The sequence below is a fragment of the Burkholderia pulmonis genome, assembly GCF_984667975.1.
Genome location: NZ_OZ480186.1, coordinates 272,480 through 298,787 on the forward strand (window position 1 = coordinate 272,480; position 26,308 = coordinate 298,787).

The 26,308-nt window shown below is 67.9% G+C and carries 21 protein-coding genes; 8 read left to right on the forward strand and 13 right to left on the reverse strand.

The window, feature by feature from the left end:
* Positions 1 to 29: 29 nt before the first annotated feature.
* From AC5LXK_RS01245 to AC5LXK_RS01255, 3 genes are all read left to right on the forward strand, one after another.
* On the forward strand, positions 30 to 761 hold the full coding sequence (locus AC5LXK_RS01245; RefSeq protein ID WP_493390008.1) for a glutathione S-transferase family protein: 732 nt from the start codon (positions 30 to 32) through the stop codon (positions 759 to 761).
* A gap of 123 nt (positions 762 to 884) precedes the next feature.
* On the forward strand, positions 885 to 1,511 hold the full coding sequence (locus AC5LXK_RS01250; protein WP_493390009.1) for a DUF2239 family protein: 627 nt from the start codon (positions 885 to 887) through the stop codon (positions 1,509 to 1,511).
* Positions 1,512 to 1,524: 13 nt separating this feature from the next.
* On the forward strand, positions 1,525 to 2,856 hold the full coding sequence (locus AC5LXK_RS01255; protein WP_493390010.1) for a carotenoid oxygenase family protein: 1,332 nt from the start codon (positions 1,525 to 1,527) through the stop codon (positions 2,854 to 2,856).
* Between the two features lie 13 nt (positions 2,857 to 2,869).
* Here AC5LXK_RS01255 and AC5LXK_RS01260 read toward each other — a convergent pair whose 3' ends face one another.
* Genes AC5LXK_RS01260 through AC5LXK_RS01275 form a run of 4 tightly spaced genes read right to left on the reverse strand, consistent with a single transcriptional unit; the run spans position 2,870 to position 7,128 of the window.
* Complete coding sequence (locus tag AC5LXK_RS01260; protein WP_493390011.1) at positions 2,870 to 4,036, reverse strand: ABC transporter permease; 1,167 nt, start codon at positions 4,034 to 4,036, stop codon at positions 2,870 to 2,872.
* Between the two features lie 4 nt (positions 4,037 to 4,040).
* Entirely contained in the window at positions 4,041 to 5,195 is a 1,155-nt protein-coding gene (locus AC5LXK_RS01265; RefSeq protein ID WP_493390012.1) for an ABC transporter permease, read from the reverse strand.
* A gap of 21 nt (positions 5,196 to 5,216) precedes the next feature.
* Complete coding sequence (locus AC5LXK_RS01270; protein ID WP_241301981.1) at positions 5,217 to 5,915, reverse strand: ABC transporter ATP-binding protein; 699 nt, start codon at positions 5,913 to 5,915, stop codon at positions 5,217 to 5,219.
* A 7-nt stretch (positions 5,916 to 5,922) separates the two neighbouring features.
* Entirely contained in the window at positions 5,923 to 7,128 is a 1,206-nt protein-coding gene (locus AC5LXK_RS01275) for an efflux RND transporter periplasmic adaptor subunit (RefSeq protein ID WP_493390013.1), read from the reverse strand.
* A gap of 345 nt (positions 7,129 to 7,473) precedes the next feature.
* Between AC5LXK_RS01275 and AC5LXK_RS01280 the strand changes: the two genes are divergently transcribed.
* The 3 genes from AC5LXK_RS01280 (at position 7,474) to AC5LXK_RS01290 (ending at position 9,468) form a co-directional block, all read left to right on the forward strand.
* Entirely contained in the window at positions 7,474 to 7,707 is a 234-nt protein-coding gene (locus AC5LXK_RS01280) for a hypothetical protein (RefSeq protein WP_493390014.1), read from the forward strand.
* 60 nt (positions 7,708 to 7,767) lie between these two features.
* Positions 7,768 to 8,754: an NAD(P)-dependent oxidoreductase gene (locus AC5LXK_RS01285; RefSeq protein WP_493390015.1), complete on the forward strand. Its 987-nt coding sequence runs from the start codon at positions 7,768 to 7,770 to the stop codon at positions 8,752 to 8,754.
* Between the two features lie 72 nt (positions 8,755 to 8,826).
* Complete coding sequence (locus tag AC5LXK_RS01290; RefSeq protein ID WP_175846883.1) at positions 8,827 to 9,468, forward strand: LysE family translocator; 642 nt, start codon at positions 8,827 to 8,829, stop codon at positions 9,466 to 9,468.
* A gap of 89 nt (positions 9,469 to 9,557) precedes the next feature.
* On the opposite strand, the gene AC5LXK_RS01295 is transcribed toward AC5LXK_RS01290, so the two are convergent.
* A complete protein-coding gene (locus AC5LXK_RS01295; RefSeq protein ID WP_493390016.1) occupies positions 9,558 to 10,841 on the reverse strand; it encodes an MFS transporter in 1,284 nt (427 codons plus the stop codon).
* A gap of 97 nt (positions 10,842 to 10,938) precedes the next feature.
* Between AC5LXK_RS01295 and AC5LXK_RS01300 the strand changes: the two genes are divergently transcribed.
* Positions 10,939 to 11,868, forward strand: a complete 930-nt coding sequence (locus AC5LXK_RS01300) for a LysR family transcriptional regulator (protein ID WP_493390017.1) — start codon at positions 10,939 to 10,941, stop codon at positions 11,866 to 11,868.
* A 184-nt stretch (positions 11,869 to 12,052) separates the two neighbouring features.
* On the opposite strand, the gene AC5LXK_RS01305 is transcribed toward AC5LXK_RS01300, so the two are convergent.
* From AC5LXK_RS01305 to AC5LXK_RS01335, 7 genes are all read right to left on the reverse strand, one after another.
* Positions 12,053 to 12,886 (reverse strand): OmpW/AlkL family protein, encoded by an 834-nt coding sequence (locus tag AC5LXK_RS01305; protein ID WP_493390018.1) that lies wholly within the window; start codon positions 12,884 to 12,886, stop codon positions 12,053 to 12,055.
* A gap of 18 nt (positions 12,887 to 12,904) precedes the next feature.
* Positions 12,905 to 14,146, reverse strand: coding sequence for a DUF2957 domain-containing protein (locus AC5LXK_RS01310; protein WP_493390019.1), 1,242 nt, complete (start codon positions 14,144 to 14,146; stop codon positions 12,905 to 12,907).
* Between the two features lie 140 nt (positions 14,147 to 14,286).
* Positions 14,287 to 15,708, reverse strand: a complete 1,422-nt coding sequence (locus AC5LXK_RS01315) for a DUF2957 domain-containing protein (RefSeq protein ID WP_493390020.1) — start codon at positions 15,706 to 15,708, stop codon at positions 14,287 to 14,289.
* Positions 15,709 to 16,143: 435 nt separating this feature from the next.
* On the reverse strand, positions 16,144 to 17,094 hold the full coding sequence (gene argC, locus AC5LXK_RS01320) for an N-acetyl-gamma-glutamyl-phosphate reductase (RefSeq protein ID WP_493390021.1): 951 nt from the start codon (positions 17,092 to 17,094) through the stop codon (positions 16,144 to 16,146).
* A gap of 154 nt (positions 17,095 to 17,248) precedes the next feature.
* Positions 17,249 to 17,821: a flavodoxin family protein gene (locus tag AC5LXK_RS01325; protein WP_493390022.1), complete on the reverse strand. Its 573-nt coding sequence runs from the start codon at positions 17,819 to 17,821 to the stop codon at positions 17,249 to 17,251.
* A gap of 183 nt (positions 17,822 to 18,004) precedes the next feature.
* Positions 18,005 to 18,601, reverse strand: a complete 597-nt coding sequence (locus tag AC5LXK_RS01330; protein WP_493390023.1) for a YbhB/YbcL family Raf kinase inhibitor-like protein — start codon at positions 18,599 to 18,601, stop codon at positions 18,005 to 18,007.
* 241 nt (positions 18,602 to 18,842) lie between these two features.
* Positions 18,843 to 19,529 carry an orotate phosphoribosyltransferase gene (locus AC5LXK_RS01335; RefSeq protein ID WP_011546659.1) on the reverse strand — a complete coding sequence of 229 codons (687 nt, stop codon included), beginning with the start codon at positions 19,527 to 19,529 and terminating at the stop codon, positions 18,843 to 18,845.
* A gap of 460 nt (positions 19,530 to 19,989) precedes the next feature.
* On the opposite strand from AC5LXK_RS01335, the gene AC5LXK_RS01340 reads away from it, so the two are divergent.
* Positions 19,990 to 22,260 carry an NADP-dependent malic enzyme gene (locus tag AC5LXK_RS01340; RefSeq protein WP_493390024.1) on the forward strand — a complete coding sequence of 757 codons (2,271 nt, stop codon included), beginning with the start codon at positions 19,990 to 19,992 and terminating at the stop codon, positions 22,258 to 22,260.
* Between the two features lie 145 nt (positions 22,261 to 22,405).
* Here AC5LXK_RS01340 and AC5LXK_RS01345 read toward each other — a convergent pair whose 3' ends face one another.
* Positions 22,406 to 25,996, reverse strand: a complete 3,591-nt coding sequence (locus AC5LXK_RS01345; protein WP_493390025.1) for an indolepyruvate ferredoxin oxidoreductase family protein — start codon at positions 25,994 to 25,996, stop codon at positions 22,406 to 22,408.
* Positions 25,997 to 26,308: the final 312 nt, after the last annotated feature.

The following is a 26,308-nucleotide window of genomic DNA, read 5'->3' on the forward strand; positions in this document are numbered from 1 at the left end:
CGCTCGTTCAACTTCTGCGGAATCCTCCGATGTCCCCCATCCTTCTCTACGGCATTCCCGCTGGCTGCTCGTTCGGCTCGATCGTTGCGCTCGAATGGATCGGTCACCCGTACCGGCTGTCGCGCATCCCGATGCCGAGCGTCGCGACGAGCGACGCGTACCTCGCGCTGAACCCCGTCGCCGAGACGCCGGCGTTCGTCACCGCGAACGGCGACGTACTGACCGAAAGCCTCGCGATCCTCGGCCACATCGGCGCGCAGGCGCTCGACAGCGGCCTTGCGTTTCGCCAGGGCAGCGCGGATTTCGACCGGCTGAACCGGATGCTGGCGTGGCTGAACACGACGTTCTTCAATGCGTTCGGCGCGCTCTGGTACGTGTACGAACACGATACCGACGGTGCCGAGAAGGCGGCGCTGCAGGCGTACGGCCGCGGCAAGGTGCTGAAGGCGCACCGGCAGCTCGAGGCGCTGCTCGAGCACGGCGAAGGCCCGTGGCTGCTGGGCGCGCGGCGCACGCTGGCCGATGCCTACTTCTCCGGGATCGCCCGCTGGGCCGACTATCACGCGGTGTTCGAGCGCGATGCGTTCCCGCGCATCGCCGCGCTGCGCGCGCGGCTCGCCGACGATGCGGGCGTGGCGTTCGCGCACGCGATCGAGAAAGAGCTGCCGCTGCCGGCGTCGCTGGCGTTCGAAGGGCATGTGTCGCTCGACGACGCGCTGGCAAGCGCGCGCGGCATCGCGGTTCCGGCCCGAGCGATCTGACCGGCATTGCGGTTGCCCGAAGGCGGAGTCCGTGCACAATATTTTTACCCGGATAATATTGACATCCAATTAATACCCGGATAAAAATAGCGTCATTCCGATTTCTGCCCGCGGGCGACCACGATGACGACTTCCACGTTTCTTCCTTCGTACACGGCCTTCGACGGCCACCGGCGGCTCGCGTCGGGCCCGCTCGCGGCGGTTGCGCTCGCGGTCCGGCAGGCTGCCGGCGACGCGATGGCCGGCACGATCCTGATCTTCGACGATGCGACGGGCCGCTCGATCGACCTCGACCTGCGCGGCACGGCGGACGATATCCGTGCGCGCTATGCGCCGCCGTCGGCCGACGCGTCCGCAGTCGCCGGCGAGGCGGCCGGCGCCGGCGAACAGCGCGGCCGCGGCCGGCCGAAGCTCGGCGTCGTGTCGCGCGAGGTCACGCTGCTCCCGCGTCACTGGGAATGGCTCGGCGCGCAGCCGGGCGGCGCGTCGGTCGCGCTGCGCAAGCTCGTCGAGGACGCGCGGCGCACGCAGGCGGCAGCCAACCGGCACCGCGACGCGCAAACCCGTGCCTACCACTTCATGTCGGCGATGGCGGGCGACCTGCCCGGTTTCGAGGAAGCTGCACGGGCGCTGTATGCGAACGATCCGGCGCGGCTGGCCGGGCTGGTCGCCGGCTGGCCGGACGACGTGCGCGACCATGCGCTCGCGCTGGCGCGCGGCGACCTGCCGCCGTCCACCGAAGACTGCTGACGGAGCCGATGCGATGACCGTATTCGATCTGAATCGCGGCGCGATCGCGCCGGTCGCCGACGAAGTCGACATCGTCGACCTGCGCGTGAGCGGCACCCTTCCGCGCGAGCTCGACGGCACGTTGCTGCGCAACGGCCCGAATCCGCCGGGTGGCCGCTTCGAAGGCAACGACATGCTGTCGTGGTGGCCGGAAGCCGCGATGCTGCACGCGATCGCGTTCGACGACGGCCGCGTGGCCGGCTACCGGAACCGCTGGGCGCGCACGCAGCGCTGGGCCGCCGTGCATGCGCCCGGGCAGGCGCCGCATCTGCCCGACACCAATCCGAACGTGAGCGTGCTGCGGCATGCGGGTGAATTGCTCGCGCTGTCGGAGGGCGGTGCGCCGTTCGCGATCACGGCCGGGCTCGATTCGCTCGGCGTGCCGGCGCGGCACGCGGGCCTGGGTGGCGGGATGACCGCGCATCCGAAGGTCGATCCGGTGACGGGCGAGCTGATCGCGTTTCGCGCGGACTGGCGTGCGCCGTGGCTGCGTTACGGCGTCGCCGATGCGCAGGGCGTGCCGCGCGTCGACCTCGAGATCGACCTGGGCGCGCCGTCGATGATGCACGACTTCGCGATCACCGAAACCCGCAGCCTGCTGTTCGACCTGAATGTCGGCTACGACTTCGCGCTGCCGAAGCTGGGCCACCGGATGCCGCTGCGCTGGCACGACGACCGGCCCGCGCGCATCGGCGTGATGCCGCGCCACGGCGGAAAAGTGCGCTGGTTCGGCGTCGAGCCGTGCTTCATCATGCACGTCGTGAACGCGTACGACTGCGACGCGTCGTGCATCGTGCTCGATGCGGTGCGCTATCCGTCGTTCCTGCGGCTCGACCCGCGCACGGGCCGCTTCGCCGACAACCCGGTGGGCGAGCTGTGGCGCTACGTGATCGACACGGCCAACGGGCTGATCGACGAAGGGCCGCTCGCCGACGGCGGCATCGAGCTGCCGCGCATCAACGAAAGCCTGACCGGGCGCCGCTACCGCTACCTGTATGCGGTCGAGCAGCCGAACAACGCGGAAATGCGCGGCGTGATGCGCTTCGACCACCTGCGCGGCACGACGACGCGCTACGCGGTGCCGGCCGGCGACCAGAACGGCGAGCCGGTGTTCGTGCCGCGCCCGGGCGGTACCGACGAGGACGACGGCTGGCTGCTGGTGATGGTCTATCGCGCGGCGACGGATACGAGCGACGTCGTGATCCTCGATGCGCGTGCGATCGACGCGGGGCCGGTCGCGACCGTGCATCTGCCGCGCCGCGTGCCGGCCGGGTTCCACGGCGCGTGGGTGCCGCGCGAGCGCTGAGCGGCGGCGCGCGTCACCGCGCGCGTAGCGCGTCGACGATCTTCAGACGCGCGGCGCGCATCGCCGGCAGGAACCCGCCGACGAGCCCCATCACGAGCGAGAACAGCAGCGTCTTCACGACGATCGCGGGCGTCAGCACGAAACGGAACGACAGGTCCGAGAAGGTCTGGAAGTTGGTCGTCGAGAACGACGCGAACTGCATCAGCGACGCGCACGCGAGCCCCGCGACGCCGCCGACGAAGCCGAGCAGCAGCGCTTCCAGCAGGAACGCGGCGAGCACGTTCATGCGCTTGAAGCCGAGCGCGCGCAGCGTGCCGATCTCGGCCACGCGGTTCGCGACCGACGCATACATCGTGATCATCGCGCCGATCATCGCGGCGATCGAGAAGATCGTCGACAGCGTGATGCCGAGGATGTTGATGAACGTCGACAGCGCCTTCGACTGGTCGCCGTAGAAGGTCTGTTCGCGCTTCGCCTCGTCGGTCAGCCGCGGATCGACGTCGATGTCGGCCTTGAAGCGCGCGAAGCCGTCGGCGCTCGGGATGCGCAGCACCATCGACGAATAGCTGGTGCGCCGGAACGATTGCATCAGCTGGTCGACGTCGCCCCAGATTTCCGAATCGAAGCCGCTGCCGCCCGCGTCGAAGATGCCGACGACGGTCCAGTCGCGCTGCGCGAAATGCAGGCTGTCGCCGAGCTGCGTGCCGCTGAAGCCTTTCGCGATCGCACTGCCGACGATGATCTCCGACGAGCCGGGCGCGAACATCCGGCCGGCCACGAGCTTCACGTGCGGGCGCAGCGCGAGCCCGGCCGGCGACACGCCGCGGATCACGACGTTCGACGGCCTGCCGGTCGACGTCTTCACGAGCGAGATCAGCACGACGGCTTCCCTCGACACGAGCGGGCGGCCGTCGGGGCCGAGCGCGACGGCCGGGTGCATCTCGAGCGCGTTGGCCTGCTGGTGGTCGATCGAACTCTGGATCTCGGTTTCGGCGCCCTTGCGGATCACCACCACGTTGTCGGGTTCGCCGGTCGACACGAGCGTCTGCGTGAGCCCCGCGTCGAGCATCTGCACCGTCGCGAACACGAAGATCACGAGCGCCATGCCGCCGGCGGTGAGCACGGTGGTGAGCCGCCGGGTCCACAGGTTGCGCGCGATGTAGGTGAGCGGGATCGCCATGGGCCTACCCGATCGCCCGCAGGCCTTCGACGACGCGTACGCGCGCGGCCTGCCACGCCGGCACGATCGCGGCCGCAAAGCCGACTGCGACCGAGCACGCGGCCTGCAGCACGACCGTCTCGGTCGAGACCTTGAACACCGGGAAGATGCTGCCGGCCGCCTGCTTGAACAGGCTCGCGGCGGGCGACGTCGCGAGGATCCCGATCCCGCCGCCCGCCACCGCGATCACCACCGATTCGCCGAACACGATCAGCGCGAGGAAGCCGGGGCCGAAGCCGAGCGCCTTCAGCGTCGCATATTCGGACGTGCGCTCGCGCGCGCTCATCGCCATCGCGTTCGCCATCACGGCCATGATGATCAGGATGACGACATAAGACACGACACGGATCGCCGCGATGATCTGGTTCGACATCGCGACGAAACCGAGCTGGAACGCCTGCTCGGTCTCGGTCAGCGTTTCGGCGAGCGAATTCTTGAACACCGCGTCGACGTTGCGCGCGATCGATGCGCCGTCGTCGGGGTTCGCGACACCGAGCACGAACACGCCGACCTGGTCGGCCTGCTTCGGCGTGCGCTTGCGCACCGTCTCGTTCAGGTAGTCCCAGTGGAACACCATCTGGCGCGTGATCGTCGAGTCGTCGCGGCCGTCGAGGATCCCGCGCACGACGAAATCCCACGTGCCGGGATAGATCGTGCCCTTGAGCGGGATCACGTCGCCGATCTTGAAGCCGAACTGTTGCGCGAGCTGGCGGCCGACGAGGCAGCCGCGGCGGTCGCGGTTGTAGTCGGCGCGCTGCTGGGCCGGAATGACGAATTCCGGATACAGGTCGAGATAGTTGTCCGACACCGCGAAGCTCGCGAAGAAGTTCTTCGGGTCGCGGTAGATGCCGCCGAACCAGTTCGAGCGGACCACCGCCGTCACGCCGTCGACGCCGCGGATCCGGTTCTCGTAGCTGACGGGCAGCGGAAACACCAGCGAGATCGCGTTGCGCGTGACGAGCCGCCCGCTGGACGCGGCGGCCGCGCCCGCGTACCACGCGTCGATCACGGTGTGCAGCAGCCCGAACGCGAGCACGGCGATGGTCAGCCCGAGCACGGTCAGCAGCGTGCGCAGCCGGTGCCGAAGCGCGTTGCGTGCGATCAGCTTCAGCACGTACATCGCGCGTGCTCCCGCCGCCGGTCAGCCGGCGTGCCCATCGATCAATTCCCCTTTTTCCAGATGCACGAGCGACTGCGCGGCGCCGGCCGCGTGCGCATCGTGCGTCACCATGATGATCGTCTTGCCGAGCTCGGCGTTCATCCGCTGCAGCATCGCGAGCACGTCGGTGGCCGACGCGCGGTCGAGGTCGCCGGTCGGCTCGTCGGCGACGATCAGCACGGGGTCGGTGATCAGCGCGCGCGCGATCGCGACGCGCTGCTGCTGGCCGCCCGACAGCTCGGACGGGTAATGGCTCGTCCGGTCGCCGAGGTTCACCATGTCGAGCACGAGCTCGACGCGCTCGCGCCGCTCGCGGCGCGACAGGTGCGTGAGCATCAGCGGCAGCTCGACGTTCTCGAACGCGGTGAGCACGGGCATCAGGTTGTAGAACTGGAAGATGAAGCCGACGTTGGCCGCGCGCCATTCGGCGAGCTGCGCCTCGGCGAGCTGCGAGATGTCGAGGCCGCCCACGCGCAGCTCGCCGCTGTCGGGCCGGTCGATACCGGCCACGAGGTTCAACAGCGTGCTCTTGCCGGAGCCCGACGGCCCCATCAGCGCGACGAAATCGCCTTCGCCGATGTCGAGCGTGATGTCGGTCAGCACGGGCACGATCTGGTTGCCGCGCCGGTACGACTTCGCGACGTGGCTGATCTCGACGAGGGGCGGCGGTGCGTCGTTCACGCGCGCGTCACTTCTTCGCGACGGTCACTTTCGCGCCGTCCTTCAGCTTCGCGCCCGGTGCGAGCACGACGGTGTCGCCGGGTTTCACGCCGCGGATCGCCACCAGCTCGCCGATCCGCATGCCGCGCGTCACGGCTGCCGCGTGCACGGCGTCGTCCTTCACGACGAACACGACCGGCCGTCCGTCGCGCTCGACGACCGCGCTCGCCTGCACGGCCGTCACGGGCTGCCGGTCCTGCGGCGTCACGGGTTTCGACAGGAACGCGATCTTCGCGCTCATGTCGGGCAGCACGCGCTCGTCGCGGTCGACGAAGCGGATCTTCACGAGCACGGTCGCCTTCGAGCGGTCGACGGTCGGCACGATGCGCGACACGCGGCCCGCGAAGCGCATGTCGGGCAGCGCGTCGAGCTGGATCTCGCACGGCTGCTCGGCGCGGATCTGCGCGATGTTCGATTCGGCGACGTCGGCCTCGACCTCGAGCGTGTCCATGTCGGCGATCGTCACGACCGCCCCCTTGCTGTCCGACGCGGACGAGAACGGCGTGATGTTGTCGCCGACGTTCGCATGCTTCGCGAGCACGATGCCGTCGAACGGCGCGCGGATCACCGTCTGGTCGACCGCGACCTGTGCGGCCTGCGCGTTCGCTTCGGCCGACGCGATCGCGGCCTCGTCGCTGCTGACCGACGCGCGCGCCTTGTTCAGGCGGGCCGTGTCGGTGTCGAGCTGCGCGGCCGGCACGGCGCCGCGCGGCGCGAGCGCGGCCGTGCGGCGCAGCGCGATCCCGGCATCCTTCAGCTCGGCCTGTTCGACCCCGAGGTTCGCGCGTGCCACCTTCACCTGCGCGCGCGCCTGCAACAGCGATGCCTCGACGTCGCGGCTTTCCAGGCGCGCGATGATCTCGTCCTTCTTGACGCGTGTGCCTTCGAGCACGCCGAGCCATTCGACGCGCCCCTGGCCCTTCGACGCGACCGCGGCCTTGCGCTGCGGCACGACGTAGCCGGTCGCATTGAGCTGCGTGTCGTTCTGGTACGGATAGGCGGACGTGACGGACGTCGTGTCGACGGTCGGCCGGCCGGTGAGCGCGAGGCCGGCGACGATCGCGACGACGAGGATCGCGGCGGCGGCGGCATAGCGGACCCACCGGCGCCGGCGGGGTGCCGGTGCGGTCGGACGCCGGTCGATTTTCAGTTTGTCCAGATTGTGATCGGGCAATTTGAGCGCCTCGCGACGGCGGCGGTCTGGCGACCGGCCGCGATCCGGTTCCGGGGAGGGGACGGATGGACGCCAGTATAAGCGCCGCCCCGATGGCGCGCGAGCCGGTTTGCCGTGCCGCCGCCGCGGCCGCCGGGACCGGAACGCACGCTCGCCCTCGGGGAAACCCGAGGACGCAAGCAACGTGTCAACTTGCCGCGAAGCCGGCGCGTTATGGAACCAGTGCGTCAGGTTTTGTCGCGACGGATCGGCGAAAGTCGGCCTTGCGGCCTGGGGCTCCGGTGCGAATGCCTCGCATCTTTACTTACCGGTACGTTTGATTTTTTCTCCGCTAAAGGAAGAACAATGAAGAAGACGCTCGCTTCGATCATCGCCGCAGCATTCGCTCTCGCATCGGTTTCGGTATTCGCACAGGCGTCCGCGCCGGCAGCGGACACGTCGGCCGCCGCTCCGGCACCGGCCAAGAAGGATCACAGCAAGCCGAAGCACGCGCTGAAGCACCACGGTTCGGCCAAGGGCAAGGCGAAGGCCGCTGCCGCTTCGGCAGCCGGCACGAACGACTCGGGCGCAGCAAACTAAGCGCTTCGCCCCGGGGCCGGCGCTGCCGGCCGCGAGTCGCGAAACCCCGCATGTTTCGGCATGCGGGGTTTTGTTTTTTTCAGGCGTCGCGTTCGCCGGGCGGCGCCCGGCGGCAGGCGCTGCAGGCGGCCGGCATCTGTGTTTAACTCGCGGCTTCACGGAGCGAAGGAGCGGGCAATGGATCTCGGGTTTATCGGGCTGGGCGAAATGGGGCAGGCGATCGCGACGAACCTGCTGAAGGCGGGCCACACGGTGCGGGTCTGGAACCGCTCGCGCGAACGTGCCGAGCCGCTCGCGGCGTTCGGTGCGCAGATCGTCGACACGCCGGCCGACGCGTTTCGCGGCGACGCGGTGTTCTCGATGCTCGGCGACGACGCGGCCGCGCGTGCCGTGTTCGACGATGCGCTGCTCGCGCAGGCGCCGCGCGGGCTGATCCACGTGAACATGGCGACGGTATCGGTCGCACTCGCCGAATCGCTCGCGCACGCGCATGCGTCGCGCGGCATCGACTACGTCGCCGCGCCGGTGATGGGGCGGCCCGACGTCGCGGCGGCCGCGCGCCTGACGATCATGGCGGGCGGCCCGGCCGAGGCGATCGACCGTGTGCAGCCGCTGTTCGACGCGATCGGCCAGAAGACCTGGCGGTTCGGTTCGCTGCCGCAGCACGCGAACGTCGCGAAGATCGCGGCGAACTTCACGCTCGCGTCGGCGATCGAGACGCTCGGCGAGGCGTCGGCGCTGCTGGGCGCGCATGGCGTCGCGATGCGCGACTTCCTCGACGTGATCACCAGCAGCGTGTTTCCGGGGCCGGTCTACGAAGGCTACGGCGCGATGATCGCCGAGCGGCGCTACGAGCCTGCGCGCTTCAAGGCGCGCCTCGGGCTGAAGGATGTTCGCCTCGCGCTGGAGGCCGGCGACGCGACGTCGGTGCCGCTGCCGGTGGCGAGCGTCGTGCGCGACAGCCTGCTCGACGCGCTCGCGCACGGCGGCGGCGACCAGGATTTCGCGGTGCTCGGCGAGGTCGCGCTGCGCCGCGCCGGCCGCTGATCCGCGACAGAAGCGCCGCGCTCGCGGCATAATCAGCGTTTCGTTTTCCCTACATATCAGGCAGAGGCGGTCATGAATTTGCATACGTGGTGGCTTTTCGTGGCGACGGTGTTCGTCGTGTCGGCGATTCCGGGCCCGAACATGCTGCTCGTGATGACGCACGGCGCGCGGCACGGGCTGCGGCGTTCGTCATCGACGATGGCCGGCTGCCTGAGCGCGCTGGTGCTGATGCTGTCGGTCTCGGCGGCGGGCCTGGGCGCGGTGCTCGAGGCCTGGCCGGCGATGTTCAACACGCTGCGCTTCGCGGGCGCCGCCTACCTCGTTTATCTCGGCGTGAAGGCGTGGCGCGCACGCGTCGACGACGACACGCCGGCCGCCGACGTCGACACCGTCGCGCGCCAGGCGGCGCCGGCGTCGCGCTGGACGTTGTTCCGCAATGGATTCCTGGTGGCAGGCAGCAACCCGAAGGCGATCCTGTTCGCGGCCGCGCTGCTGCCGCAGTTCATCAACGCGGCCGAGCCGACGCTGCCGCAGTTCGGCATCCTCGTCGTCACGTTCGCGGTGATCGAGGTGAGCTGGTATCTCGTCTACGCGTCGTTCGGCACGCGCATCGGCGCGACGCTGAAGAGCCAGAGCGTCGCGAAGGTGTTCAACCGGCTGACGGGCGGGCTGTTCGTCGGCTTCGGCGCAATGATGGCGCTGGTCCGTCACTGATTTTCGCTGATTCCGGCACACCGAACGCCCCGTCCCTCGCAAGAGGGCGGGGCGTTCGGCTTTTGGCGGCTGCGTCGCGACCCGGCCGTTCATGCCCGCGGGCGCGTCAGCGTCGCGGCGCCGATCCCGCGTCCGGCCGTCATCCCGAACACGGCGGCTGCGCCGGCGAACGCGAACCCGACGCCGCATACCGCGCTCCATCCGCCCCATGCCCATGCACTGCCTGCGAGCACCGCGCCGAGTGAGCCGCCGACGAAGAACAGTCCGACGAACAGCCCGTTCAGGCGTCCGCGCGCGGCCGGGTTCAGCAGGTTGATCTCGCGGCGGCCGATCGTCTGGTCGACGATGACGCCCGCGTCGAGCAGCGCTGCACCGCCGGCCAAAAGCGCGAGTGCGATGCCGCGATGCGCATGCGCATCGAAGCCGAACCAGCCGGCGCCCGCGATCCCGAGCACGACGAGCGCGGCGAGCATCGTGCCGTGTGCGATCCGCTGCGCGGTGGGGCCGTGGCCGCGATCGCCGGCGCGGCCGGCCAGCGGCGTGACGATCGCCCCGCTGGCGCCGGCGAACGCGAACAGCGCGATCCCGTGCAGGTCGAGCCCGAACGGCGCCTGCGTGAGCCGCAGCCCGACGGCGGTCCAGAACGCGCTGAACGCGGCCATCGCGAGGGCGGCGGACAGCGCATGCCGGCGCAGCACCGGCTCGTCGGCGAGCAGGCGCCCCATCGACGCGAGCAGCGCGCGGTAGCCGGCCGTGATCGACGGCGTGCGCGCCGGCAGGCGCAGCGCGAGCACGACGGCGATCGCCGCGTTCGCGAGCGCGGCCAGCAGGTAGAACGCGCGCCAGCCGGCCGAGCCCGCGATCAGGCTCGCCAGCGGCCGCGACAGCAGGATCCCGAGCATCAGCCCGCTCATCACGTTGCCGACCGCGCGGCCGCGTTGCGCCTCGGGCGCCATCGACGCAGCCATCGGCACGAGCATCTGGATCACGCTCGACGCGGCGCCGGCCACCAGCGTCGCCAGCAGGAATACGGTGCCTGACCGCGTGAATGCGGGCAGGGCGAGCGCGGCCGCGCAGGCGACGAGCGTCGCGACGATCAGGCGGCGGTTCTCGAGCAGGTCGACCAGCGGCACGAGCAGCACGAGCCCGGCCGCGTAGCCGAGCTGCGGCAGCATCGCGACGAGGCCGGCGAGCCCGGGCGGCAGGTGCAGGTCCGCGCTGATCGGGCCCGTCAGCGGTTGCGCGGCGAACAGGTCCATCACGATCACGCCGACCGTCGCGGCGAAGAACAGCGTCATCCCGGTGCTCAGCGCGGGCGGCGCGGCGACGGACGGGGGAGCGGAGGCGGGGCAGCGGGTGGCAGGGCAGTTCATCGGAAGCCTGGGAGATGGGTCGAAGGAATTCCCATCGTAGGTGTCTGATGTTTATGCGACAATTGAAATATGTCTAACATGATTATGCGAGTTTGTTTTGAATACGCGTGATCTCCTGGCGTTCGTCGCGGTGGTCGACAGCGGGTCGATGGTCGCCGCGGCCGCGAAGCTCCATCTGACGCAACCGGGCCTGACGCGGCGCGTGCAGAACCTCGAAACGCTGCTCGGCCTGCCGCTGCTCGAACGGCAGAGCAAGCCGTTGAAGCCGACCGCCGCCGGGCGCGATGTCTACGCGCTCGCGCGCAACGTGCTGGGCGCGGTCGACGAGCTGATGGCGGCGGGCGCGCCGGACAGCGAGCCGTCGGGCGAGCTGCGAATCGGCGTCCCGCCGTTCCTGTCCGAGCTGGCGCTCGAGCGGCCGATCGACCGGCTGCGCGACGCGTTTCCGCGCCTCACGCTGCGCGTGACGGCCGGCTGGTCGCCGGCGCTGATGCAGGGCATCGAGCGCGGCGCGCTCGACGTCGCGGCGGTGATGGTGCCGGCGACCGCGATGCTGCCCGACACGTTCACGGCGACGCTGCTCGCCACCCAGCCGACGGTGCTCGTCGCCGCGCGCGACTTTCCGCTGCCGGACGGCCCGTTGTCGCTCGACATGCTGGCGCGTTTTCCGTGGGTGCTGAGCCAGGATGGCTGCGGGATGCGTTCGGCGCTGAGCCGCGCGCTCGGGGCGGCCGGGTTGCCGTTCGATGTCGCGGTCGAGGCATTCGGCTCGGAGCTGCAGCTGTCGCTCGTCGCGCGCGGCGCCGGTATCGGCATCGCGCCGCCGAACGCGCTGGCGCGCAGCGCGCATCGCGATGCGCTGAGGGTCGTGGAAACGGCGGGGCTGGAAACGCGGATCAACGTGTGGATCGTGCACGGCACGCTGCCGGGCCGGCTGGTGCGGCCCGTCGCACTGCTGCGCGACGCGCTGGGCGAGGTGCTCGACAGGGAGAACGGGAAGGGGTCAGATACCGCAATAACAAACTAGAGGCGACATTCGAGGGAAAATCCTTATTTTCTCTACGGAAATGTTGCATTGCGGAAACCGATTCGCTATAGTTGCACCTGTCTCCTCCATGTCTCCTCTGATATGGATTCAGCCCGCCTCTTAGGCGGGCTTTTTTTTGCCTGCGATTTTGTCGCGGCTATCCATTCGCCGGCTGCGGCCGGCGTCAGAACTTGTACGTCATCCCGACGTAGCTGATGATCGGGTCGGCCTTCAGGTCCGATTTCGACTCGGCGAGCACCGAACCGTCGGCTGCCTTGATCGTCACCGTCGACGTCGTCTTCAGCGGGATGTACGTGACCGACGCGATCAGCCCGAAATGTTCCGTCATGTTGTACTGCAGACCCGCGTTGAACACCGGCTGCCAGGACGACGATGCCTTCGCTTCCACCGATGTCGTACCCGGCTTGCCCGCGCCCGCCGCGAGGATCGCGCCGAGGTTGTCCTGCGTCTGCTTGATGAAGTTCGTGTTGAGCTGCAGGTCGCTGAACCAGTTGTACGACACGCCGAGGCCGAGGAACGGCCGGAACTTCGCGGTCGCCTGCCCGAAGTAGTACTGCAGGATCACCGCCGGGCTCCACTGCCGCACGCTCTTCACGATCGGGTTGACCGATCCCAGCCCGATGTTCTGCGTGCCGAGCGCGCCGGCAGGTCCCGGCGGCGTGATCGTGCCCTGGCCCGACACCTTGAACACCGGCGGCACGCCGGCCACCGACGTGACCGCGATGTGGTCGGTCAGGAAGTGGCTGATCGTCAGGCCGACGGTGTCGGCGCCGCTCGTGCGCAGCCCGGTGCCCGGCGACGTGAACGACGGCGGCAGCCGCAGCGGCGTGTTGATCGGCGTCGGCGCGACGTTGGTCGTCATCGGCGTGCTGCTCTGCTGCGGCATGACGTGGAACCAGCCCAGCGTGACGACGTTGCTGCCGGCGCTCTGCGCGTACGCAGCGAGCGGCGCCAGCGCGGCGGCGCCGGCCGCCGCGCAGAGAAGGGTTTTCTTCATCACGGCTTTCCCCTCCGCTTACTGGACGAATGCGCCGATCGTGAAATACGGCGTCGATCCGGCGTTGTCGAGGAACCCGAACACGCCACCCGTGAAGATGAACTTGCCGGTCGGCGTCGTGCTGCTCGCGCCCACGTGGGTCGTCGTGACCGTGCCCGGCACCGCCTGCGTGTAGTCGAGGTTGAGCGCGGTCGCGAGCGATGCCTGCGACGCGTTGAACGGATCGAGCAGCGTGGCCTGGTTGTTGATCAGCGCGGTGGTCCGGTAGTCGAACTGGCTGTCGACGCCGATGTACTCGCCGTTCTGCGAGCCTACCGAGACCGCCGTCTGCGGCGCGAGGATCGAGATGCTCGATTCGTCATCGGCGGTGAGGCCGGGCACGCCGTTGCTGTCGGGAGTCGGATTCGGGTTCGCGACACCCGTGCGCACGAGGATCGGCACGAGCTGGTTGCGCAGCTTGCCGACGATCATGAAGCCCTTGCCCTGCGGCGTCGACGACAGCGTCGGCTTCAGCTGGCTCTGGTAGTTGTTCGACTGGAATGCGCCGCTGCCGTCCGCCGACAGCACGAAGTTCGAGCCCTGCTGCGTGCATGCGCCGCCGGCGAACTGGCCGGTCGTGTCGCACTTGGTCCACGAGCCGTCCGCGTTGATCGTCACCTTCGCGTCGATCGACGCGGGCGCGAAGTTCTGCGACGGCACTTCGCCGAAGCCGACATGGCTGTACGTGCCCGCGACGTTCGCGATATTGGTTTCGATCGACGAGAAGCCGATGAACGGGTAGTACGGGAATTTCGTATCGGGCACCGCGGCCTGGCCGAGCACGCCGTTGAACTGGATTTCCTTGCCGGGGATCGTGCCGCCCGCGACACCCATGCCGACAAAGATCCGCGCCGGGCGCGTCGGGTCGAGGCTCGCGCCGTTCAGGCGGTACGCGCACTGGTTCAGTTTGGTGGTCGGCAGCAGCGTTTCCTGCGTGAGCGTGCCGCTGTCGACGGTGCCCGCGCGGGTCGGCGTGACGGTGCCGGTCGTTTGCGGCACCGGCGATTCGACGTACGTCACCTGCCAGGTCATCTTGGTCGTGTCGAGCTGGACCTTCGCGAGTTCGCCGCTGCCCGCGCCGCCCGTAAATACGGTGGTGTAGTCGAGCGAGGCAGGGCAGAGCCGGTCTTCGACGAGCGGGGGCGGATTGTCGTCGCCGCCGCCGCAGGCGGAAAGAAGGGGGGCGGCAAGGGCCGCCGCCAGAATGAGGTTGCGCTTCATGTTGCTCCTCCAGATTTGTCTTGTGCGGCGGCCAGCTCCCTGTCGGCCGCTTCTGTTGGTTGTGCTCGTCCTGCCTGCGCCGTGCCGCGCGCGTCGTGCGTTCCGCGACGGCGGGCTGACCGCCGCCGCGTCCTCGTCCGCTACTTGCTGATCTGCGCGCCCACGCCGAAGTACGGTGTCGACGACGTCGTCGAATTTGCCGACGTCGACGTGACGCCGCCATTCACCGTGCCCTGGATCAGCGCCGCGTACAGCCCGCCCGTCGCGATCACCACGCCCGATGCGGACGGGTAGGTCGCGCCGCTCGGCGGTGTCGTCGTCGCGTTCAGCAGGCCCGGCGTTGCCTGACCGTAGTCGAGCGTGAAGCCGTCTTCCTCGGCCTGCGTGGTCGGGTTGATGAACGACGCGTTGCTGCCGCGGATCAGCGCAGCCGTGTACTTGAAGTTCGAGTCCGCGCCCGCGTAGCCGCCGTCGATCGCGCCCGACTGGATCGCCGTCGCCGCGCCGAGCACCGCGATGCCCGATTCGTCGTCGACCTGCGCGTCGGTGTGCAGCGGCGCCGTACCGAGGTTCACGTTGCCCGTGCGCACGATCACCGGGACCGTCGCGCCGTTGAGCTGGCCGATCACCATGTGTGCGGTCGCCGACTTGCCGGTCGCGCCGATCAGCGGCAACTGCGTCTGCGGCAGGATCTGCGGCGCCTTCGCGCTGTCGAAGTAGCCGCCGTTCGCGGTGTTTGCCGTCCACGCGTTGCCGGTCGTCAGGCAGCCGCCGGAGGCCGTTGACGTGCATGCACCGTTCGCATCGAACGTTTCGTTCGAATTGACGCCCTTCGTCGCGTAGTTGCCCGACGGCACGAGGTGATAGAGCAGCGCGTTGTACGTGCCCGGCAGCTTCGAGATATCCGTCGTCGTGTTCGAGAAGCCGAGGAACGGGTAGAAATCGAAGTGGCGGTTCGGTACCTGGCCGACGTTCTGGATCACGCCCGGGATGATCGTCAACCCGTTGTACTGAACCGTCGCACCCGGAATGCCGCCACCGGCGACGCCCATGCCGACGAGCAGCATCGGCGGGTTCGCCGGGTTGAAGTCGGCGGCCGTCGAATAGGTCGAGCCGTTCGCCGCGGGGCCCGTGCCCGGCGTGAGCACGAACGCGCAGCGCGTCTGCTCGGCGGTCGGCAGCGTGCCGGTCGGCGGATGGATAACGTTGCCGGTGATCGTCGTGCCGGCGCGGCTCGGCGTGACCGTGCCGGTTGCGAGCGGAATCGGCGATTCGAGCCACTTGAGCGTGTACGTCATCGCGACCGCGTCGATGTTGACGCTGACGATCTCGCCGCTACCTGCACCGCCGAGATACGTGCTCTTCACGATGTCGGCGTTGGCCGGGCACAGCGAGCCGTTGACGGGCTGCGAAGGCGGCGGCCCTTGCGTGCCGCAACTCGATCCGGAACATTGGGGCGTATTGATCGGCGCGGGTGCGCCGCCGTCCCCCCCACCACATGCAACCAGGAAAGGGGCAATGGCAAAGGCCGTTGCCACCCCCTTCGATAAGGCGTGCGACATGCCGCTGTCTCCAATCGTTTAATTGTGCGAGCTAATGTCGCCGCCTTGATTTTTGCTGTCAATTGATGAACCCGTCTAAAAAAGGCGATTGAAACGCGAGACGTGTTTTGAATCCTTCCCTGACAGGCTATTTGGTAAGAATTTAAACGCGCGAGGGGCCGCCAAAAGCTGCTGGAGTGGGGGATCCGCGACGTCCGGCACGCTTTCAAAACGCCTTCCTGCGTATAACGGCAGCGTTTAAAGCGGCGGTATCCGGTTTATCCCTATTGGGGATTGACTGGATAAAGAGGGGGTGGGATTAATTCACTGGTAATCGCGCAACGGAAAGCTTGTAAATATTTGTAAATGCGCGGCGCAACGTTTTTTATATATTGCCTGATGCGGGTAAATAAAAAGCCGGCCAGTGGCCGGCTTTGCATTGCATGCGATGCTGAATCAGCGTTTGAGACCCGCGTCTTCGGCTGCGCCGATGCTGAGGTTCATGCACTGGATCGCGGCGCCCGATGCGCCCTTGCCGAGGTTGTCGAGGCGCGCGACCGTGACGAAGCGCTCCGCGTTGCCGAACACGAACAGGTCGACGCGGTTCGTGTCGTTGTTCGCCTGCACGTCGAAGAAGCCGCCGTCGAGGTTCGCATCCGCATCGAACGGCGCTACGCGCACGAACGCCTCGTCCGCGTAGTACTCGGCGAACACGCGCTGCACGTCCTGCGGCGTCGCGCGTTTCGCGAGCTGCTCGGGCGTGAAGTAGGTCGTCACCGCGAGGCCCTTCAGGAACGGTCCGACGATCGGCGTGAAGATCGGCGCGTTCGCGAGGCCCGTGTGCGCGGCCATTTCCGGCAGGTGCTTGTGTGCGAGGCCGAGCGCATACGGGCGCGGGCTCGCGAGCTTGCCGCCCGGCGCCGCATTCTCGTAGTCGGCGATCATCGACTTGCCGCCGCCGCTGTAGCCGGTGATCGAGTAGCTGTGTGCGGCGAACGTCGGCGCGACGATGCCCGCATCGACGAGCGGACGCATCGCGAGCACGAACGCCGACGCGTGGCAGCCGGGCACGGCGATGCGCTTCGACGTACGAATCTTCTCGCGCTGTGCGCGGGTCAGTTCCGGCAGGCCGTAGGCCCAGTCGGCGCTGGTGCGGAACGCGGTGCTCGCGTCGATCAGTATCGTGTTCGGGTTCTCGACGAGCGATGCGGATTCGCGCGACGCGACATCCGGCAGGCACAGGAACGTGACGTCCGACGCGTTGATCAGGCGACGGCGCTCGTCGACATCCTTGCGCTTCGCTTCATCGATGCGCAGGATCTCGATGTCGCTGCGTGCCGACAGGTATTCGAAGATCTTGAGGCCGGTCGTGCCTTCCTGGCCGTCGACAAAAACTTTGGTGCTCATTTCGCGCTCTCACTGAATGAAACGGGGCCCGCGCCCTGAAACCGCCATTTTAAGACGTCATCCGGCGACCCTGCAGCGCGCGGGGTGAAAAAAGACGGCCGGCGGGCCGTCTTGTGACCCTTTGACGCCCGTCGACACGGGCGCCGGGGCATGCTCAGCGGGCGCCGGCGTCCCAGCGTGCGGCGGCTTCCGCGACGCGCCGGCCGAATGCCTTGCCGGTCTCGAGGTCGCCGGGCAGCGGGCCTTCGTCGGGCGTCGAATCCGCTGGCGACTGCGCGAGCAGGCCCGTGGAGCCGCCGAGGTAGTTGATGTCGTTGCGCGTGGCGGCCTTCGAGTTGGCCGGCATCAGGCTCGTACCGACCCACACCATCCCGTGCTGCATCGCCAGCGTGACGAAATATTGAATCGTCGAGAACTTGTCGCCGTTCATCGTCGCCGAGTTCGTGAAGCCCGCGGCGATCTTGTCCTTCCATTTCTGCGTGAACCACGCTTTCGACGTGGCATCGGCGAATTGCTTGAACTGGGCCGACGGGCCGCCCATGTAGGTCGGTGCGCCGAAGACGATCGCGTCGGCCGCGTCGAGCGCGTCCCAGCCCGCGTCGTCGAGGTCGCCGACGGCGATCAGGCGCACGTTCGCGCCGGCGTCCTGCGCGCCGGCATGCACGGCCTCGGCCAGTTTCTGCGTGTGACCGTAGCCGCTGTGATAGACGATGACGATGTTCGACATGAAGCGTTCTCCGGAAAGGAACAGGAACGGCGGGACCGCAGGCTCGCCGCGTCACGCGTCGCCGGCGGGGGGGCGGCGCGACGGATGCGCGGCGGGGGATGCCGCGACCGGTGACGCCGAGTCTAGCAAGCCGAAATGACGGGAAAACGCATGCGTGCGCCGCACTGGAATGCGCGACGTCCGCTACTGCCCGTAAGTGACCGTGATTTGCGCGGTGCCGATCGCGAGCGTGTCGATCTCGTGCTCGAACATCGGTGCGGGGCGGCCCTGCGACACGCGCAGGTCGGTGCCTTTCAGCGCGTAGACGGTGATCACGTAGCGATGCGGCTTGCCGGGCGGCGGGCAGGGGCCGCCGTAGCCGTCGATCCCGAAGTCGTTGCGCGCCTCGCTCGCGCCGAGGCGGCGCAGGAAGCCGGAGGCGCTCGCGTCGGCCGGCAGGCTCGTGACGGTGGCCGGGATGCCTGCGACGGCCCAGTGCCACCAGCCATGCCCGGGCGCGTCGGGATCGAAGAGCGTGACCGCATAGCCGCGCGTGCCGGGCGGCGGGTTGTGCCACGTGAGCTGCGGCGAGCGGTTCGCGCCCTTGCAGTCGCCGCGGTCGAACACGTTCGCGGCCCGCACGCGGGCGCCGGGCGTCAGGTCGTCGCTCGTCACGGTGAACGGGCCTTCCGCCTGCGCGGGCAGCGCCGCGAAGACGGCGGCGCAGAGGAGGGCGAAGCGGATGAACGGAGACGGGCGACCCGATGGCGCAGGCGGAGTGATCCGGCGATCCACACGCATATGGCGCTTCTCCCGTCACGAGGGCCGGGTCGATGCTCCCGGCATTGTTGGCGTTGTGCGTTGCCCGCGCAGCTGATGGCGGCGATGGATCAAGTCTAGCATTAGGGTTCGATGAGCGACGCACACCGCCACGCACGATTGCGATCGGTCATCGTGCGGGGCGAAGCACGAAAAAAAAGCCGCCCGCAATGAAGCGGGCGGCTTTTTCAGCCAGGGCGCCGGCATGCGCGCCGGCGCGGCGTCATTCCTTCGGGGCCGTTGCGCCACCGTGTGCAGCCGACCACTCGGCCGGCGCGTGCAGGAATTTCTCGACTTCGTCGAGCGTCTTCGTCTCGAAGTAGCCCGATGCCTTCGCGACGCGCAGCACGTCCCACCACGTGGCCAGCGCATGCAGGTCCACGTCGATGTCCTTCAGGACCGACACGCTTTCCTTGAAGATGTCGTAGTGGAACAGCACGAAGCAGTGGTTCACCGTCGCGCCGGCGGTGCGCAGCGCGTTGACGAAGTTGATCTTGCTGCGGCTGTCGGTCGTCAGGTCTTCCACCAGCAGCACGCGCGAGCCTTCTTCCAGATGGCCTTCGATCTGCGCGTTGCGGCCGAAACCCTTCGGCTTCTTGCGCACGTACTGCATCGGCACCATCATGCGGTCCGCGATCCAGGCCGCGAACGGGATGCCGGCCGTCTCGCCGCCCGCCACCGCGTCGATCTGCTCGAAGCCGATGTCGCGCGTGATCGTCGTTTCAGCCATTTCCATCAGCGCACGGCGCACGCGCGGATACGAGATCAGCTTGCGGCAGTCGATATAGACGGGGCTTGCCCAGCCGGACGTGAAGATGAACGGTTTTTCGGCGTTGAAGTGCACCGCCTGCACTTCGAGCAGGATTTTGGCGGTCGTATCCGAGATCGACTGACGATCGTAGCCTGTCATGGGCATTCCTTGGGTGTTGAGCGAGGAGCGGGCGCGGGCCCGGTGGCGCAGCAAGGGGAACCTGCCCGAGGGGCCGGGGCGCGATCGGAGGGCCAATCGCATCGCTGCGCGCGTAGCCCGCTATTTTACCCGATTCAGGCCGGTTTTCGGCGGAATTCGCGCAGGTTCGCCGCGCCGCTCACCACCGGCGAAACAAACGGGGGCGGACCGCATCCGTGCTGATGCCGGAGATGCGGCGCTGCAGCAACGGACGTCATTTAGGGGGTGTACACTAGGCGACCCTTAGAAATCGTTCAGTACTTTGTACTTTCCTCTTGCCACCCGCCAAGGTTCGATGGCGTGCCGACCCGGCGCGCCGCGTGCCGTCTCGCAGTCGACCATCCCCTCGATTCAAGCAGACGCGGCCGAAGGTGCTGTGTACTGAGCCGTCAATATTTCGCATGTCTCTCGCAGGTCAATCATGGACGAACAACTGAAGCAGGCCGCTCTCGCTTATCACCTGAACCCGAAACCCGGCAAGATTTCGGTCACCCCGACCAAGCCGCTGTCGAACCAGCTCGATCTGTCGCTCGCGTATTCGCCGGGCGTCGCGGCCGCGTGCGAGGCGATCCACGCCGATCCGCTCGACGCGCAGAAGTACACGTCGCGCGGCAACCTCGTCGGCGTCATCACGAACGGCACGGCCGTGCTGGGCCTCGGTAACATCGGTCCGCTGGCCGCGAAGCCGGTGATGGAAGGCAAGGGCTGCCTCTTCAAGAAATTCGCGGGCATCGACGTGTTCGACATCGAACTGTCGGAGTCCGACCCCGACAAGCTCGTCGAGGCGATCGCGATGCTCGAGCCGACGCTCGGCGGCATCAACCTCGAGGACATCAAGGCGCCGGAATGCTTCTACATCGAGCAGAAGCTGCGCGAGCGCATGAAGATCCCCGTCTTCCACGATGACCAGCACGGCACCGCGATCATCGCGTCGGCCGCGATCCTGAACGGCCTGAAGGTCGTCGGCAAGAAGCTGTCCGAAGTGAAGCTCGTGTGCTCGGGCGCCGGCGCCGCGGCCATCGCGTGTCTGGACCTGCTGGTGAACCTCGGCCTGACGAAGTCGAACATCCTCGTCACCGATTCGAAGGGCGTGATCTACGAAGGGCGCGGCAACCTCGACCCGTCGAAGCAGCGCTACGCGGCGACCACCGACGCGCGCACGCTCGCTGACGCAATCGTCGGCGCGGACGTGTTCCTCGGCTGCTCGAGCGCGGGCGTGCTGAAGCAGGACATGGTCAAGACGATGGGCGACAAGCCGCTGATCCTGGCGCTCGCGAACCCGGAACCGGAAATCCGCCCGGAAGACGCGAAGGCCGTGCGTCCGGACGCGATCGTCGCGACCGGCCGTTCGGACTACCCGAACCAGGTCAACAACGTGCTGTGCTTCCCGTTCATCTTCCGCGGCGCGCTCGACGTCGGCGCGACGACGATCACGGAAGAAATGAAGCTCGCGTGCGTGCGCGCGATCGCGGAGCTGGCCCAGGAAACCGACCAGAGCGAGGAAGTCGCGAAGGCCTATGAAGGCCACTCGCTCGAATTCGGGCCGGACTACCTGATCCCGAAGCCGTTCGATCCGCGCCTGATCATCAAGATCGCGCCGGCCGTCGCGCAGGCCGCGATGGATTCGGGCGTCGCCACGCGCCCGATCCAGGACATGGACGCGTACCGCGAGCAGCTCGGCGCGACCGTCTACCGCACCGGCATGGTGATGCGCCCGGTGTTCGCGACCGCGAAGAAGAAGCAGGCCCGCATCGTGTTCGCCGAGGGCGAGGACGAGCGCGTGCTGCGTGCCGCGCAGTTCGTGCTGCAGGAAAAGATCGCGAAGCCGATCATCGTCGGCCGTCCGTCGGTCGTCGACATGCGCCTGCAGAAGATCGGCTCGAAGCTGAAGGCCGGCGTCGATTTCGAGATCGTCGATCCGGAAGACGATGCGCGCTACCACCGCTACTGGCAGGCGTATCAGGAAATCGGCGCGCGCGACGGCGTGACGCCGGAAGTCGCGAAGGCCGCGATGCGCAAGTTCAACACGCTGATCGGCGCGATGCTCGTCCACCTGGGCGACGCGGACGGGATGATCTGCGGGATGATCGACACGTTCCACAGCCACCTGAAGTTCATCGAGCAGGTGCTGGGCCGCGCGAAGGGCGCCGAGCACTTCGCCGCGATGAACCTGCTGATGCTGCCGGGCCGCAACCTGTTCGTGTGCGACACGTACGTGAACGAGCTGCCGAGCGCCGAACAGCTCGCCGACATGACGATCCAGGCCGCGGCCGAGATCGAGCGCTTCGGCATTGCGCCGAAGGCCGCGCTGCTGTCGAACTCGAACTTCGGCAGCGCGCCGTCGGCGTCGTCGCGCCGGATGGCCGAGGCCCGCAAGCTGATCGCCGAACGTGCACCGAACCTGGAAGTCGACGGTGAAATGCACGGCGACGCGGCGCTGTCGGAAATGATCCGCAAGCAGGCGTTCCCCGGCACGACGCTGACGGGCGAAGCGAACCTGCTGATCATGCCGAACGTCGAAGCGGCGAACATCGCGTACAACCTGCTGAAGATGGTCGGCGGCGAAGGCGTGACGGTCGGCCCGTTCCTGCTCGGCGCAGCGAAGCCGGCCCACATCCTGACCCCGGCCGCGACCGTGCGCCGGATCATCAACATGACGGCCGTTGCCGCCGCGAACGTGAACACGAAGTAAGTCCACGCCCGCGTGTGCCGCGCTTGACGCGCGGCGCCATGAAAAACGCCACGGAACCTGCGTTCCGTGGCGTTTTTTTTCGTGCGGACCGAACGGGCGGTGCGGGCGGGCGTCCTGACCGCGGACGCCTTGCCATGTACTGCCGTTACGCGACCTGCTGGTGCGACTGGCCACCTGCCGGCGAACGCCACTTCGCGAGCAGCGTGTCCCACTTCTGCCGTACCGCGCGCAGGTTGTTCTCCTTCACGTGGCCGTAGCCGCGAATGCCGTCCGGCAGCGCCGCGAGCTCGAGCGCGAGCGGGCGGTTGGCCGCGTTCAGCTTGGCCGTCACCTCGCCGATCAGCGCTTCGTACTCGCCGATCAGCGCGCGTTCGGTGCGGCGCTCCTCGGTGCGGCCGAACGGGTCGAGCCCCGTGCCGCGCAGGAACTTCGCCTTCGCGAGCAGCCGGAATGCCAACATCATCCACGGGCCGTACGCCTTCTTCACGAGATGGCCGTGGGCGTCCGTCTTCGCGAACAGCGGCGGCGCGAGGTGGAATTTCAGTTTCCAGTCGCCTTCGAACTGCGCGGTCAGGCGCGCGAGGAACGCGGGGTCGGACTGCAGCCGCGCGACCTCGTATTCGTCCTTGTACGCCATCAGCTTGAACAGGTTGCGCGCGACCGCTTCGGTCAGCTGTTCCTGCACCGTGTCGCCGTCGGCCAGTGCGCGCTCGGCGGCGCGCACCTTGTCGACGAACGCCGCATAGCGCGACGCGTACGCGGCGTTCTGGTACGCGGTGAGGAATTCCACGCGCTTCGCGATCAGTGCGTCGACGGCTTTCTTCGTGTGCAGCGCGATCACCGTGGCGCCTTGCGCGGGGCGTGCATCGCCGGCCGCGGCCTGCTTCACGCTGGCCAGGTCGTACGCGGCGCGGCGCCCCCAGTCGAAGGCCGCACGGTTCTTCTCGACCGATACCGCGTTCAGCTCGATCGCGCGTTCGAGCGACGCGAGCGTGAGCGGCAGCCAGCCTTTCTGCCATGCGTAGCCGAGCACGAACGGGTTCGTGTAGATCGCGTCGCCGAGCAGCGCGACCGCGAAGCGGTTCGCGTCGATGAAGTCGACCGCTTCGCCGGCCGCCGCGCGGATGTCATTCTCCGCGGACAGGCCCGGGAACGACCAGTTCGGGTTCTTGATGAACTCGGCGGTCGGCGTCTGCGCGCTGTTGACGACCACGCGCGTCGTGTCGTGCCGCATCCGCGACGTGCACTCGTCGCCGGCCGTGACGAGCGCGTCGCAGCCGATCACGAGGTCGGCTTCGCCCATCGCGATCCGCGTCGCGTGGATGTCGGTCGGCGCGTGCGAGATCTGCACGTGGCTCATCACGGCGCCGCCCTTCTGCGCGAGGCCGGTGACGTCGAGCACGGTCACGCCCTTGTTTTCCAGATGCGCGGCCATCCCGAGCAGCGCGCCGATCGTCACGACACCCGTGCCGCCGACCCCCGTCACGAGCACGCCGTACGCGCGGTCGATGTCGGGCAGCGTCGGTTCCGGAACCGGCGGCAGCGCGCTGCCGTCGACCGATACGGCCTTCGGCTTCTTCAACTGACCGCCCTCGACCGTGACGAAGCTCGGGCAGAAGCCCTTCACGCACGAGAAGTCCTTGTTGCAGCTCGACTGGTTGATCTGGCGCTTCGTGCCGAATTCGGTTTCCAGCGGTTCGACCGACAGGCAGTTCGACTGCACCGAGCAGTCGCCGCAGCCTTCGCACACCGCGTCGTTGATCACGACGCGCTTGGCCGGGTCCGGGTACGTGCCGCGTTTGCGGCGGCGGCGTTTTTCGGTCGCGCAGGTCTGGTCGTAGATCAGGATCGTCGTGCCTTCGATCTCGCGCAGTTCGCGCTGCATGTCGTCGAGCTGGTCGCGGTGATGAATCGTCACGCCCGGCGCGAGCAGCGCTTTCTGGCTGTCGTACTTCTCCGGCTCGTCGGTGACGATCACGATCTTCTTCGCGCCTTCGGACGCGAGCTGGTGCGTGATCTGCGGCACCGTCAGCACGCCGTCGACCGGCTGGCCGCCCGTCATCGCGACGGCGTCGTTGTAGAGGATCTTGTAGGTGATGTTCGCCTTCGACGAGATCGCCGCGCGCACGGCCAGCAGGCCCGAGTGGAAGTAGGTGCCGTCGCCGAGGTTCGCGAACACGTGCTTCTCGTCCGTGAACGGCGCCTGGCCGATCCATGGCACGCCTTCGCCGCCCATCTGGCTGAAGGTGCTCGTGCTGCGGTCCATCCACACGGTCATGTAGTGACAGCCGATGCCGGCGATCGCGCGCGAGCCTTCCGGCACGTTGGTCGACGTGTTGTGCGGGCAGCCCGAGCAGAACCACGGCTTGCGCTCGGTCTGCACGTGCGGCTTCGCGAGCGCCATTTCCTTCGCGTTGATCACCGCGAGCCGCGCGGCGATGCGTGCGCGCACGTCGGACGGCAGCTCGAACTTCTCGAGGCGCGTCGCGATCGCCTTCGCGATGATCGCGGGCGACAGCTCGTAGTGCGCGGGCAGCAACCAGTTGCCCATCGGCACCGACCATTCGCCGCCGGCGCCGTCCTTTTCGTCGAACTTGCCGAACACGCGCGGCCGCTGGCCGTCCGGCCAGTTGTACAGCTCTTCCTTGATCGCGTATTCGAGGATCTGGCGCTTTTCCTCGACGACCAGGATTTCGTCGAGGCCCCGCGCGAAGGCTTGCGCGCCCTGCGCTTCGAGCGGCCACACGCAGCCGACCTTGTAGAGCCGGATGCCGATCCGCGCGCAGGTGTCGTCGTCGAGGCCGAGGTCGGTCAGCGCCTGGCGTACGTCGAGGTACGCCTTGCCGCCCGTCATGATCCCGAAGCGCGCGTTCGGCGAATCGATCTCGATCCGGTCGAGCTTGTTCGCGCGCACATAGGCGAGCGCCGCGTACCACTTGTAGTCGAGCAGCCGCGCTTCCTGCACGAGCGGCGGGTCGGGCCAGCGGATGTTCAGCCCGCCGTCCGGCACGATGAAGTCGGTCGGCAGCACGATCTCGGTGCGATGCGGGTCGATGTCGACCGATGCCGACGATTCGACGACGTCCGTCACGCACTTGAGCGCCACCCACAGGCCCGAATAACGGCTCATCGCCCAGCCGTGCAGGCCGAAATCGAGATACTCCTGCACGTTGGACGGGAACAGCACGGGCAGCCCGCAGGCCTTGAAGATGTGTTCCGACTGGTGCGCGAGCGTCGACGATTTCGCCGCGTGGTCGTCGCCGGCGAGCACCAGCACGCCGCCGTGCTGCGACGAGCCGGCCGAGTTCGCGTGCTTGAAGACGTCGCCGGTGCGATCGACGCCCGGGCCCTTGCCGTACCACATGCCGAACACACCGTCGTGCTTCGCGCCGGGGTACAGGTTCACCTGCTGCGAGCCCCACACGGCGGTGGCGGCGAGATCTTCGTTGAGGCCGGGCTGGAATACGATCTGGTGGGCGGCCAGGTGCTGCTTGGCTTTCCAGAGCGACAGATCGAGGCCGCCGAGCGGCGAGCCGCGGTAGCCGGAGATGAAGCCGGCCGTATTGAGACCGGCGGCGCGGTCGCGTTCCTGCTGGAGCATCGGCAGGCGCACGAGGGCCTGGATGCCGCTCATGTACGCGCGACCGCGTTCCAGTGTGTATTTGTCATCTAGCGTGACGGACTTCAGCGCGGCTTCCAGCGACGCGCGTTGGCCTGCGTCTAGCGGGGCATTCATTAACTGTCTCCTCCACCCAGTTTGGGATCACCAAAACTCGACTGCTTCTGGCGTCTTGTGGACGCGTCGGCAGTGGCCGGCATATTGGCCGGTTTTAAGCGATGGTAGCACTGGGGCAAACCCGCCGCCCATCGGTTGGAATCCGGGGCGAATTGCGGCGGCGCAACAGGAAACAGGGCGCGATGATGCGTTACATCATGTAAAAGCATGTAAAGCCGCGTTCATCTGCGGGCAAATGCCGTTAATCTTGTCGGCCTGCCGGAGGTGCCCGGTCGCGTGGGGTTCGTTTCGACGCAATCGGGGAGGCGCCGG